The organism is Akkermansia muciniphila, from assembly GCF_900184965.1.
Lineage (GTDB): Bacteria > Verrucomicrobiota > Verrucomicrobiia > Verrucomicrobiales > Akkermansiaceae > Akkermansia > Akkermansia muciniphila_A.
This window is the reverse complement of sequence record NZ_FXYA01000146.1, coordinates 107,826-118,726: the sequence shown is the minus strand read 5'-3', so window position 1 is coordinate 118,726 and position 10,901 is coordinate 107,826. Positions and strand designations below refer to the sequence as shown.

The 10,901-nt window shown below is 54.0% G+C and carries 16 protein-coding genes and 1 tRNA gene; 6 read left to right on the top strand and 11 right to left on the bottom strand.

All coding sequences use genetic code 11. The features are described 5' to 3' along the window. From CI070_RS03310 to CI070_RS03290, 5 genes are all read left to right on the top strand, one after another. Positions 1-908, top strand: a 908-nt coding sequence (locus CI070_RS03310) for an ABC transporter ATP-binding protein (protein WP_143245515.1), incomplete at its 5' end; no start/stop codon positions are given. Then, positions 905-2,011 carry an ABC transporter permease gene (locus CI070_RS03305; RefSeq protein WP_094135497.1) on the top strand — a complete coding sequence of 369 codons (1,107 nt, stop codon included), beginning with the start codon at positions 905-907 and terminating at the stop codon, positions 2,009-2,011. The genes CI070_RS03310 and CI070_RS03305, both read left to right, overlap by 4 nt. Positions 2,012-2,015: 4 nt before the next feature. Further along, complete coding sequence (locus tag CI070_RS03300; RefSeq protein ID WP_094135496.1) at positions 2,016-3,128, top strand: ABC transporter permease; 1,113 nt, start codon at positions 2,016-2,018, stop codon at positions 3,126-3,128. A gap of 152 nt (positions 3,129-3,280) precedes the next feature. Beyond that, a tRNA-Arg gene (locus tag CI070_RS03295) sits at positions 3,281-3,355 on the top strand. A gap of 152 nt (positions 3,356-3,507) precedes the next feature. Beyond that, a complete protein-coding gene (locus tag CI070_RS03290; protein WP_094135495.1) occupies positions 3,508-4,758 on the top strand; it encodes a tyrosine-type recombinase/integrase in 1,251 nt (416 codons plus the stop codon). 27 nt (positions 4,759-4,785) lie between these two features. On the opposite strand, the gene CI070_RS03285 is transcribed toward CI070_RS03290, so the two are convergent. The 11 genes from CI070_RS03285 to CI070_RS03235 all read right to left on the bottom strand — a co-directional run bounded on the left by CI070_RS03285 (position 4,786) and on the right by CI070_RS03235 (position 10,473). Continuing rightward, positions 4,786-6,099 (bottom strand): replicative DNA helicase, encoded by a 1,314-nt coding sequence (locus CI070_RS03285; protein ID WP_094135494.1) that lies wholly within the window; start codon positions 6,097-6,099, stop codon positions 4,786-4,788. Between the two features lie 21 nt (positions 6,100-6,120). Next, positions 6,121-6,555 carry a hypothetical protein gene (locus CI070_RS13000; protein ID WP_143245514.1) on the bottom strand — a complete coding sequence of 145 codons (435 nt, stop codon included), beginning with the start codon at positions 6,553-6,555 and terminating at the stop codon, positions 6,121-6,123. Between the two features lie 366 nt (positions 6,556-6,921). Continuing rightward, on the bottom strand, positions 6,922-7,161 hold the full coding sequence (locus CI070_RS03275; protein WP_094135492.1) for a hypothetical protein: 240 nt from the start codon (positions 7,159-7,161) through the stop codon (positions 6,922-6,924). Between the two features lie 294 nt (positions 7,162-7,455). Further along, complete coding sequence (locus CI070_RS03265; protein ID WP_143246126.1) at positions 7,456-7,695, bottom strand: hypothetical protein; 240 nt, start codon at positions 7,693-7,695, stop codon at positions 7,456-7,458. Beyond that, entirely contained in the window at positions 7,692-8,372 is a 681-nt protein-coding gene (locus CI070_RS03260; RefSeq protein ID WP_094135490.1) for a hypothetical protein, read from the bottom strand. Before CI070_RS03260 ends, CI070_RS03265 begins: the two co-directional genes overlap by 4 nt. A gap of 89 nt (positions 8,373-8,461) precedes the next feature. Further along, entirely contained in the window at positions 8,462-8,623 is a 162-nt protein-coding gene (locus CI070_RS13440; protein WP_155844533.1) for a hypothetical protein, read from the bottom strand. 121 nt (positions 8,624-8,744) lie between these two features. Continuing rightward, positions 8,745-9,098, bottom strand: coding sequence for a hypothetical protein (locus CI070_RS03250; protein ID WP_012420409.1), 354 nt, complete (start codon positions 9,096-9,098; stop codon positions 8,745-8,747). Continuing rightward, positions 9,098-9,541, bottom strand: a complete 444-nt coding sequence (locus CI070_RS03245; protein ID WP_143245513.1) for a hypothetical protein — start codon at positions 9,539-9,541, stop codon at positions 9,098-9,100. Before CI070_RS03245 ends, CI070_RS03250 begins: the two co-directional genes overlap by 1 nt. A 133-nt stretch (positions 9,542-9,674) precedes the next feature. Beyond that, entirely contained in the window at positions 9,675-10,007 is a 333-nt protein-coding gene (locus tag CI070_RS03240) for a hypothetical protein (protein WP_094135488.1), read from the bottom strand. Beyond that, on the bottom strand, positions 10,004-10,159 hold the full coding sequence (locus CI070_RS13435) for a hypothetical protein (RefSeq protein ID WP_179218296.1): 156 nt from the start codon (positions 10,157-10,159) through the stop codon (positions 10,004-10,006). The genes CI070_RS03240 and CI070_RS13435 overlap by 4 nt, the downstream gene beginning before the upstream one ends. Before the next feature lie 23 nt (positions 10,160-10,182). Further along, positions 10,183-10,473, bottom strand: a complete 291-nt coding sequence (locus tag CI070_RS03235) for a hypothetical protein (protein ID WP_094135487.1) — start codon at positions 10,471-10,473, stop codon at positions 10,183-10,185. 113 nt (positions 10,474-10,586) lie between these two features. On the opposite strand from CI070_RS03235, the gene CI070_RS03230 reads away from it, so the two are divergent. Beyond that, entirely contained in the window at positions 10,587-10,901 is a 315-nt protein-coding gene (locus CI070_RS03230; protein ID WP_094135486.1) for a hypothetical protein, read from the top strand.

Sequence of the window (10,901 nt, the reverse complement as noted above, 5' to 3'; positions counted from 1 at the left end):
AGCTGGAGGAATACCACCCCGCCCCCGCGCGGCCGGACTTCTCCGACGGATTCATGACCCTGCTTGCCGGCCAAGTGGACCTCTCCCAGCAGGACATCCCCGTCCCCGCCGGACCGCCGGAACCGGAACAGGCGGAAAACAACGGCGCCGTCATCCGGGTAACGGACCTGGTGAGAAAATTCGGCAATTTTATTGCCGTCAACCACGTCAGCTTCTCCGTCCGCAGAGGGCAGGTCTTCGGCCTTCTGGGCCCCAACGGAGCGGGGAAAAGCACCACCTTCCGCATGCTCTGCGGGCTGTTGCCCGCCAGCGGCGGCACGCTCAATGTGGCCGGGGCGGATCTGCGGACCGCCGCCGCCAGGGCGCGCAGGAAAGTGGGATACGTGGCTCAGAAATTCTCCATGTACGGCATGCTCACTACGCGGCAGAATCTGGAATTCTTCGCCGGGGCCTACGGCATGTCCGGAAAGGAGCGGCAGGAAGCCATCCGTTCCATGGAAGAAGAATTCCGCCTGACCCCGTATATGAACGCCCCCGCCGCGCACCTGCCCGGCGGCTACAGGCAGCGCCTCAGCATGGCGTGCGCCCTGCTCCACTCCCCGGACATCCTTTTTCTGGACGAACCCACTTCCGGCGCGGATCCCCTGGCCCGGCGGGACTTCTGGCTGCGCATCAACGCCCTGGCGGAAAAAGGCGTCACCGTCATCATCACCACGCACTTCCTGGAAGAAGCGGAATTCTGCGACAACATGCTCATCATGATGGACGGGACCACGCTGGCGGAAGGCTCCCCGGACGACATCCGCAAACACGCTCCCCCGCGCGAAGACGGAGCCCCAGCCTCGCTGGAAGACGCCTTCCTGGCCATCACGGAAGAACACATGAAGAAAGGAGGAGGAGAAACATGACCGCCTCCCTCAAAAGAATAGGAGCCCTCATCGTCAAGGAACTCCACCAGGTGGTCCGGGACCCCGGCAATATAGGCATCGCGGTCATCCTGCCGGCCGTGCTCCTGATCCTCTTCGGCTACGGCATGAGCATGGACATCAAAAACGTGCGCATCGCGTACCTGGCCGTCCCCGCCTCCAGCCAGTCCACGGACCTGGAAACGCGGCTCACCCTTTCCAAATACTTCCAGACCTCACGCGTCTTCTCCACCCGGGAGGCGGAAGAAAAGCTGCGCACCCATGAGGCGGACGCCTTCATCGCCCTGCAAAGCGACGCGCCGGACACGCTTCACCATGGAATCACGAAAGTCCAGATTGTAGTCAACGGCGTCAACGCCAATCAGGCAACCCTCATCCGCAACTACCTTCAGGCCGTCGTGACGTCCTGGGCAGCCTCCCTGAACAGTCAGGCCGCCCCCGTGCTGAACGTGCAGACGCGCGCCCGCTTCAATGAAGCCAACGACAGCCACTACTACCTGGTCCCCGGCGTCATCGTCACCATCATGACCATGATCGGGGCGCTCCTCACTTCCCTGGTCATGGCGCGGGAATATGAACGGGGCACGCTGGAAAGCCTCTTCGTCACGCCCGTGGGCAGCGGGGAAATCCTGGCGGCCAAGGCCGCCACCAATTTCCTGCTGGGCATGGTCAGCCTGGCCATCTCCATGATTTTCGCCGCCTTCGTCTTCGGCATCCCCATCCGCGGCTCCCTCACGCTTCTGCTGGCGGTCTCCGCATTATTCCTGATTGTGGCTCTGGGGCTGGGGCTGGTCATCTCCACCGCCGCCAAAAACCAGTTCCTGGCCTGCCAGTTCGCCATCATGGGCACCTTCATGCCGGCGCTCATGCTCTCCGGCTTCCTGTACGACATCCTCAACATGCCCCCCGCCGTCCGGGCCATCACCTACCTCATTCCGGCCCGCTATTACGTCACCCTGCTCCAGACCCTCTTCCTGGCCGGGGATATCCCCTCCGTCATCATTCCCTGCTGCATCACGCTGGGCGTCTTTGCCGTGGCGCTCATGGGCATCGCCCGGCTGAAAGCCCCCAAATCCCTCGAATAACGCCATGGACTTTCTCGTCAGAATAGCCTCCCTCGTCAGAAAAGAACTGCTGGCCGTGCTCAGGGACAAAAAAAGCCGGCTGGCCCTCATCATCCCGCCCATCCTCCAGATAGCCATCTTCGGCTATGCCGCCACCATGAACGTCACCCGCGTGCCGTACGCCGTGCTGGACAAGGACGGAGGAGAAGCGGCCTCTCAGTACATCGCGGACCTGGAAGGCACGGGCATCTTCCAGAGGCAGGCTACGGCGGCCACGGAAAAGGATATCGACCGCATGATCGACAACCGGGAAATCGTCGTGGGGCTCACCATCCCCCCGGACTTCTCCCGCAACATTCAGACGGGGAGGCCCGCCTCCCTCCAGCTCATTGCGGACGGACGCAACACGAATACGGCGGCCATCGCCCTCAGCTACGGCCAGCAAATCGCTTCCGCCTACGGGGAGGATCTGCTCACCCAAAACGGCGGGGCCTCTCCGGTGGAAATAGAATCCCGCGCCTGGTTCAACCCCAACCTCATCACCCGCTGGTTCATCGTCCCCGGCCTCATTGCCGTGCTCGTGCTCATCAACTCCATCCTCTCCGGAGCTCTCTCCATTGCCCGCGAACGGGAAGAAGGCACCTTCGACCAGCTTCTCGTCGCACCGTACACCCCCGGAGAAATCCTGCTCGGCAAGGGGACAGCCTCCGTCATCACCGGAATCATGCAGGCCGTCTTCGTAGTGCTGGTAGCCATGTTCTGGTTCCGCATCCCCTTCCAGGGCTCCATCTGGCTGCTCTCCGCCGCCCTTCTGCTCTTCATCGTCACGGCGGCGGCCATCGGGCTGTGCATCTCTTCCTTCGCCCAATCCCTCCAGCAGGCCATTGTGGGGACCTTCCTGCTGCTGGTGCCCATGGTCATGCTCTCCGGCTTCGCCACGCCCATCTCCAGCATGCCGGAAATCTTTCAGGACCTCACGCTGCTCAACCCCATGAGATACGGTCTGGAACTCATCCAGCGCATCTTTCTGGAAGGAGCCGGCTTCCTGGATCTCTGGCCCCTCTTCGCGGCCATTATGGCCGTTACCGTGGTGGCCGCCCTGGCAGCCGTCTTCTCTTTCCATCGCAAAATTTCCTGACGCCCCTTCCTTTTCCCCGGAATACCCGGAAGCATCTCTTCCTTTAACCTCCCGGCTTTAACATTTTCCTCAGTCCAATCCCGTCACCGGCATAAAAATACTTGCATCCTGCCCGTTTTTTCTATTCTATTTCTCTCGTTCCTTGGGAACATGGGCTCGTCGTTCAATGGATAGGACATCGGTTTCCGGTACCGACGATGTAGGTTCGATTCCTACCGGGCCTACCAGTTTCAAGAAAAAGGCTGTCTCTCCGGAGACGGCCTTTTTGATTTTATTCCACTCTAAATAAAGCTCTTACGAAATTTCGGAAAACACAAAAACATCTTGAAACATGGTGATACAACTTGCAAAAAGAGCACACTATTGATACCACTAAATCATGGCCTCCATCTATAAAAAGCCGAACAGCCCTTACTGGTACGCACAATACCGCGTAAGAACCGCTACAGGCTGGAAACTGGTCAGGCTGTCAACCAAAATCAAGCATACCCCCGCCACGGTAACAAGGGAAGTAAAAGAAGCCGCAGAGGCCATGGGGAAGCAGCTGAATGTCCTGACTAGGGAACAGGCTATGACCAAGGCACAACGCCTGGCGGACGCCCTTGAATCAACGGCGCGGGCAAACCTGCCGGCCTATCAATTACGCCGGGCCATTTCCGCATTGTCCACGGAATTGACCGGAGAATCTATGGAAATGCCCTCTGTCAAATTATGGCTTGATGACCACATGCGGCGCATTACGCGCAATGGGCTTAAACCCGCATCCATAGCGAACTACAAACAAGCCTTTGACAAATTTCGCGCCTCAATGGGAGAACGTATCAACCTGCCTCTGGATCGCATTACTCCCCTGATGCTGGACGATTTCAAAAACTATCTTCTTTCCCGTGTCTCACCATCTACCGCCAATATTGCTCTTACGCTGGTTTCCGCGGCGTTCCAGGCGGCAGTTGATTATAAAATTATTGAAACCAACCCCTTTACGGCGATTACCAAGTCTCACAAGGGGAAAGCCGTCAAACGGCGGAAATTCGAATTGGAAGAGCTTGAAAAGGTAATGGCCGCATGCAATCCGGAATGGCGCTCCATGGTGAAAACGTGCCTCTATACGGGCGGTCAAAGATTGGGAGACGTGGCAACGCTCCGGTGGTCCCAGGTTGACGAGAAACGAGGCGTTATCCGGATGACCACGCAGAAAAAGGGAAAGCCTCTGATGATTCCGATTTTTCCGGCGCTGAAAAAACACCTGCAGCAACGGAAGAAAGAAGCTCCTGGGGACTTCCTGCATCCTGAATGCGCGAATATTTTTGAAAGCAGGGGATCCGGACGCCTGTCAAATATCTTTAGCCACATCCTGTACCAGTGTGGCCTTATTGCCAAAGACCCTCTGGCTGCAGGCAAAAAATACAAAAAGCAGGAAGGAAACGGCACAGAGACGCGGCGCCACGTCAATGAATTGTCCTTCCACAGCCTCCGCTATACGGCAACAACCATGTTACATGACGCCGGTGTTCCCCCTGCTCTTGTGCAAGCCATTGTGGGGCACGATTCCCGGGAAGTCCATGAAGGATACATAGACTTTGGAGCCAAGGAGTTTACACAAGCCCTTGAAAAGCTTCCCAAATTGTAGCACTACCTTAAATAGTGATATCATGTTTTAAACCTCTCTGTAAGTCGTGGCGGCAGCGTCCCATTTCAGGTCAATGTAACCAATCTCCCCGAAACGGTTCTTGCCGACGATGATTTTCGCCTCTGCCGGATCTGCATTTTTGTCCATGACGTAAGGCCTGTAGAGCAACAATATCTGATCAGCGTCCTGTTCGATAGACCCTGAATCCCTCAAATCGGACACACGGGGAACCCCGGCTTCCTTCCCGGCGCGTTTCTCCGCTTCCCGGTTCAACTGGGCCAACACGATCACCGGAATATTCAGTTCCTTGGCCAGAGCCTTGAGGCCGGCGGAAATCTCCGACACCTCCCGTTCCCGGGACGCCTGGCGTCCGGTAGGATTGGCAAGCTGCAGGTAATCCACGCCGATGCACCTCACGCCGTGGTCCGCCACCATGCGCCGGGCGGTCGCCTGGATCTGGTCAATCCTCAAGGCGCCCCGGTCGTCCACGAAGAAAGGCAGGCTCCTTACCTTGCGAACCGCGTTGGTGAAAGCATCCTGCTGCCACTTGGTCAGCTTGATGCCTCGGCGCAGATTGGCCGCATTGATTTTGGACATGCCAAAAAGCGTGCGTTCAAGCAACTGCTCCTTGGACATTTCCAGGGAGAACATGCCTACTGGCACCCCTTCGGCGGCCAGATTGTACAGAATGTTGGTCATGAAGGAAGTCTTCCCCACGGCCGGCCGGGCTCCGATGACCACCATAGCCGTGTTCTGTAAGCCGTCCAGCATCCTGTCCAGGGAGGGGTAGCCGGTAGGAAGCCCCTTGGTCTGTCCTGGATTCTTGATGCGAAACTCCAACCCTTCCACCACCTTCTGTGTGCCATCAGCCATACGCGCCACTTGGGCCACTCCGTAACTTTCCCGTAAGGAGGACATCACCTTTTCGGCTTCCGCCAGCACTTCGTCTTTGCTCAGGGTTGGGTTTTGAAGATTTTCCAGCCCGGAAATGAACAGGGATTCCACATCCCGCTTCTTCTTGGCTTCTACCAGAATCTTCACGGAGGGCTCGAACTGGAAATGGTAGGCAAAGCTGGTTGAAAGCTCGACAAGCCCGGCGTGACCTCCTACGGATTCAAGCTCGCCGGCGGCTTCCAGGTGCTGGATCAGGTCGGTGATATTGACCTTTTCCGGAGTCTTGGCCAGAGTCTCAAAGGCGCTCCAGACCTTCTGATGGGCCAGAAGGACAAAATGAGCCTTCGTGAAACCTTGCTCGATCAGGGCGGCTACCTTGTCGGCGCCGTCAATGCAGTTGCCAAGAACGGTCTTTTCGGCGTTGAGTTGTGTTTCTGTAAGTTGCATAATGACTTCTCTTTTTGAAGGTTAAATGTTTTTTCTAAATCTTGGATCGAAGGGGTCGCTTTCTCCTCCGGGTGGTTGGTTGGCAAGCTTCTGCCTTTGCTCCCTCAAAGCATCGTCCTTCGTCCAAATTGTGGCTTTGGACTTCCAGTTTCGGATGAAGTTGCCTTGTTCCACGTAGTGATCGTAAAACCTCTCCGCGGAACTTCGCAACGCATCCGGGTCCAGGGGATGGACAAGGCATTGACGCATGTGTGCCTCCACTTCCTCGACAGATCCCGGCAAGGGAACCATGGGAGAAGGTCGAGAGGGTGGGGGAAAATCAAGCGAGCCGTCAGGCGCAGCTTCCTTCGTCTCCGTCTCCGTCTCCGTTTCCGATTTCGTATACGTATTCGTATTCGACTCCGTCTCCGTATAGGCGAGCGGATGACGGTCACGTGACTGACATATGTCTGACACATGTCCGTCATTTGACTGACAAGCGTCAGTTTTTTCTTCATCAGGGGCAGGAAACTTACTCTTCTTCGCCCTGGTCCTTTGGTCGAACTGCAAGACCTCCAGATAACGCTTCCCTTCGACACCGTACACCCTTACAAGACCCGCGGTCACACAAGCGGTGAGCCACTTTTCTATGTCCTGGTTACTGACATTGCCTATTTTGCGAGGCATTATCTTTCCGATCAGTAGAGGAGGGTCGGCGTGATACCGTCCATAGTCATCTACAGCAAGTAAAAGACGATGATAGAAGCACTCTTCCACCCAACTCAGCTTATCGACCTTGTCGGATGTCAGAAACCCTTCCCTGATGATTCTATTAGGCATGTTCTATGGTTCAATCAAACGTAGTTCATCACACCTCTTGCGGACATAATCCAGCACCGTGCCGGCGTCCTGGTGTTTGATGTAGATCAGAAAGTCCGGCTTGCCGAACTTCTCTACCCAAAACTCTATTTCCGGACCTGTAAGGTCAAAATACACGCCGTAGCGGCCTGTACGCCCCAATTCCCCCTTAATGCGGCAAAGCTCCTGAATGCAGCGGCGTTCTTCCTGTTCTGGTGTTTCCATAGGAAAGCAAACTGCCTCATTTTCAACTCCAGCACGGATGCCGCGGCCTGATTGGTCAATATAAAGGTGCTTCATCGCCCCCCTCCTTTCCATGAAGTTTTGCATTAAGCCACCTTTGCGTAACCAAACCGTAAGTATCAGCACGTAAACGTTTCATTCTCCGCATGATGGACGTTATCCGGTCTCGTTCAATAAGGCCTCCCGAATGATTTTCTAGAAGCTTAACCAGATTGCTTTCTTGTAAGAAAAGACTTTCGTAAACCTTCAGAAGAACGTCTGTTCCCTCTTCAGAAGTCATACAGTCCTCCTTTCTTCCCCGGCAAGTTCCTCGGGATAGACGTTGTTAACCATCTCGTCCAAATAGTCGTCCAGGTGCGGTTGCACGTCTTCAAAAAGATCAGAGAAAATTCCTTTGAGCGCAATGCGGGCCAGGAACTCTTCTTCGCTTCTCGCCACCCCTTCTTCCACCGCAAATTTGGCGGTATCATAAATAGATTGTGAGATGGGAATCTTCAGGGTAACAACCTTCATCACCTGTGCCCTCCTTTCATGGAAGCAAGCGTTGCGGCAAGGGCGGGGTTTGATGTTGAGTCTTCGGCAAGGTAGAAGGACTTCTTGGCGCTTTCCAATGCGCGGTTAAGCAGAAGAGTTGCCATTTCGCAACGTGTCGCCTTCACGCAAACACTTCCTTCATCCCACTGGATAAAACCGGAATTGATAGCAGTAATCGCGGCAAGAACATCGCTGTCTTTTTCATCTATTTCCGTCAGGGCAAAAAAAGTCTTCCGCCTCTTGTCCAAAACCTTGAAAGGAATCTTCTCTTCAAACGCATTCGCCGCATTTTGCAGAAGAATGGCGGCCTCATCGAAGGCTCCCTTCACGCCATTGACAACCTCTTCCTGGTCGTCATCAAAAAAGACCAACCGGTGAAACATATCCAGAATGGCTTCGGCCGCGCCCCGGAGCATGATGGCATTCTCTCCGAAGGCTATCAAATCCTCTTCATCGTACCGCTTCTTCCTGGGGGCGGCGGGCTTCTTGGCCGTTCTGGCAGCCTTTGCCGGTTGACAGGGCTTCCCGTCTGTCGTACTTACTGGCTTGTGAGCAATGATAGGATTAGCCGTCTTGCCATTATTCACAACATCCGCCCCTTTCCCGTTGCCGCGGGAGAGGGGTTCTGCGTTTACCAGTAGTGCTGTAGTCGTATTCATAGCGATCATAATCTTATTTATTATCAATTAACTATTATTATTTAATCAGGTTCAATCGACGCGCCCCGGACAGAGGCGTGAAGAAATCGTTAGTCTTCGTCGCACAAGGAGAAGCCTTCGTCATTCAACTCAAAGACGCCCAGCCAGGGAGCCTTGATAAAGGCGACGTAGAAATTGCTCTCGTCCTTGCGCCGCACCACGACAAATTCATCTTCCGGAGAAAAACGATAAGTCCTTCCACGGTTAGGCATGGTGATAATTAACTGGGAATTTAACATTACCCTGTCGCCTGTATCAAAAGGCTTTGCCTGAACAGGTTTAGATGCAGTATCAATATTGCTTGTAATCATTGTATTATGTATTTTCTAATGGTTATTGTTTCCTCATGCCGTGAGGGCGGGACGGTTTTGATAAACCGTCAAAAGAAAGGATTTTTGCGGTATTCTCTTTCATGGCCTTGGAAATACGTTCCACGCACCAGAGGGTGGCGCCCCGCTTTTGATGCGGCAGACAGTCCTTTTTCATGATATCCGGTGACGTCTTCGCCAGTTCATAGAGCCATACGCGGCCCTTGCGATGCCGGAACTGGGGCAGTTTGAGAAGCTCTTCCGCACGCAGCCAGGTTTCACCGCTTGTTTCAGGGCAGTATTTCCCTTCCATGATCGCAACCAGGCGGTCAATGCGGGCAAACAACCCTTCTATCAAACGTTGATCATTGGCGTCCATTATCCTAAGACGATTTTTGTTATTGTGTAAGAGGCGCAGACGATGAAGGCCGCCACAGCCACACAGGCAAAAGCGATTACCAGCCAAAAGAGCAGATGCGTCACGGCCTGGTGCCGGCGTGCCCTGTCTCTATTCTTGCGGGCTTGCAGGAGGCGAAGTTCCTTCCGGGGATCAAGGGACTGATAGGGGCTCTTCCCTGCCCTGTCCGGAATACCATTGATGTGTTCACGGGCACAGGAAGCGCACAGGCAACGGCAGCAATACGCATTCCCTTTGTGGTCTTCGATAATGGACCAGTAAGCGCCCCTGCCGGGTTCCCGCCCGCAAAAATAGCACAGGAACGGCATGTTGCAGTCCGTGTTGGTAATGGTTTCCTCCATCCCCATGTAGGGCCCATGAAGGATTGGCCGCCGTAGCCGTTGCCATGTCACGTATGAATTCATTGTCACAGTGCAGATTAAAGTTCGTGCCAGCCGAGCAGCTTCAATTCTTCGATCAGGTCTTCCATATTGATTTCGATGGTTGAGTCTTTCATGTTCGTGTTAGTTGGGGCGGGTGGCCGCCCCTGGTTAAAGCTCATTCGTTCAGCCCGGCCCGTTCCAGCATCTGGCAAACCGGATCACTCACCCGGACGGCAATCGGAGTCCACTCATCAGTCAAATCTTCCGGCCTCATCATTTCAATGTCATGCTTGCCGGTAAGGAGGTCATAGCCCCTTGACTTTGCGATTACTTCCAGGGTAGCTCCATATTTCTTGCAGAGCTTTTTGAGCTGATTGATTTCCTGGTAAGCATTTCCGGTCAATTTCAGCATATAGGGTTCCATCTGACGGAGATTGATTGCCAATCCGTTGATGATTTGTTCTTCAGTAGCTTTTTGGATGGTGTTCATGTGTTCGTTCATGTTCATGCCGCGGGCTTTTTTCTGTTGAGAACTTTTTCCGCCTCCTGCTCAAGAAGAGCGGTGATGAGGATGGAGGGCTTCAAGCCCGTTGCTTGAATGGCTCGTTTCAGCCATTCCCGCGTCTTCGGTTTCGGTTTAGCGATGATCGTGTTCATCATGGTCTTCGGTTAAGGGTAGGGATTTAGAATTCCAGGTGGAACCTGCTAACTTGCCCCGTAGTGCGGGAATGAGAAAAATAGGCGAATACCAGCGAGCCATCTTCAGAATGAATCTCAACTTCATCGAGAAAATGAGGGGAGCTGAACGTGATTCCATTTTCTTTCAAGGCCGTAACGAGTTTCCTAACAGTCTGGCGTTCAGAATCCGTTATCGTGCCAAGGATGTCCTTCATGTGCAGTTTAAGAGCCTTGCGGATGTTTTTCAGGTTTTTCTGAATGGATTCGGTTTTGTTGTCTTTCAAGGTCGTGTTCATTGTTGGGATTCGTAACTTGTGATTTCTTTTTATTACATTTCGTATCATCGTCAACAAGAAAATTACATTTTTTTATTTCTTGCAAAAAAAAATTACTTTGTTATAACAAACGCATGAACGAAACTTTTCGCGAAGAACTCCGCAAATGGCTTGAAGTAAAAGGAGTTAGCCGTGAAACGCTGGCAAATGAAGCCGGGTACAATGTCATATACATCAACGGACTATTGACTACTCGTGATATTTCCCCGAAAGCGGAACGCAACCTCCGAGCCGCTATGAAGCGCATCGAGGAAGCCCCGGCGGAAGACCTCTCCAACATCCTTGTTAAGCTCCCCGTGGAAACGGCTGAAAAAATCCAGGCCGCCGCCGACAAGCTCAAAATGGACATTGACGCCTTCGTCGCCATGGTACTGGGTGAGAAAAAGTAG

Coding starts and splice junctions, on each gene's coding strand:
- CI070_RS03305 (WP_094135497.1), top strand. CDS start 905: ATGACCGCCTCCCTCAAAAGAATAGGAGCCCTCATCGTCAAGGAACTC.
- CI070_RS03300 (WP_094135496.1), top strand. CDS start 2,016: ATGGACTTTCTCGTCAGAATAGCCTCCCTCGTCAGAAAAGAACTGCTG.
- CI070_RS03290 (WP_094135495.1), top strand. CDS start 3,508: ATGGCCTCCATCTATAAAAAGCCGAACAGCCCTTACTGGTACGCACAA.
- CI070_RS03285 (WP_094135494.1), bottom strand. CDS start 6,099: ATGCAACTTACAGAAACACAACTCAACGCCGAAAAGACCGTTCTTGGC.
- CI070_RS03275 (WP_094135492.1), bottom strand. CDS start 7,161: ATGGAAACACCAGAACAGGAAGAACGCCGCTGCATTCAGGAGCTTTGC.
- CI070_RS03260 (WP_094135490.1), bottom strand. CDS start 8,372: ATGAATACGACTACAGCACTACTGGTAAACGCAGAACCCCTCTCCCGC.
- CI070_RS13440 (WP_155844533.1), bottom strand. CDS start 8,623: ATGCCTAACCGTGGAAGGACTTATCGTTTTTCTCCGGAAGATGAATTT.
- CI070_RS03250 (WP_012420409.1), bottom strand. CDS start 9,098: ATGGACGCCAATGATCAACGTTTGATAGAAGGGTTGTTTGCCCGCATT.
- CI070_RS03245 (WP_143245513.1), bottom strand. CDS start 9,541: ATGAATTCATACGTGACATGGCAACGGCTACGGCGGCCAATCCTTCAT.
- CI070_RS03240 (WP_094135488.1), bottom strand. CDS start 10,007: ATGAACATGAACGAACACATGAACACCATCCAAAAAGCTACTGAAGAA.
- CI070_RS13435 (WP_179218296.1), bottom strand. CDS start 10,159: ATGATGAACACGATCATCGCTAAACCGAAACCGAAGACGCGGGAATGG.
- CI070_RS03235 (WP_094135487.1), bottom strand. CDS start 10,473: ATGAACACGACCTTGAAAGACAACAAAACCGAATCCATTCAGAAAAAC.
- CI070_RS03230 (WP_094135486.1), top strand. CDS start 10,587: ATGAACGAAACTTTTCGCGAAGAACTCCGCAAATGGCTTGAAGTAAAA.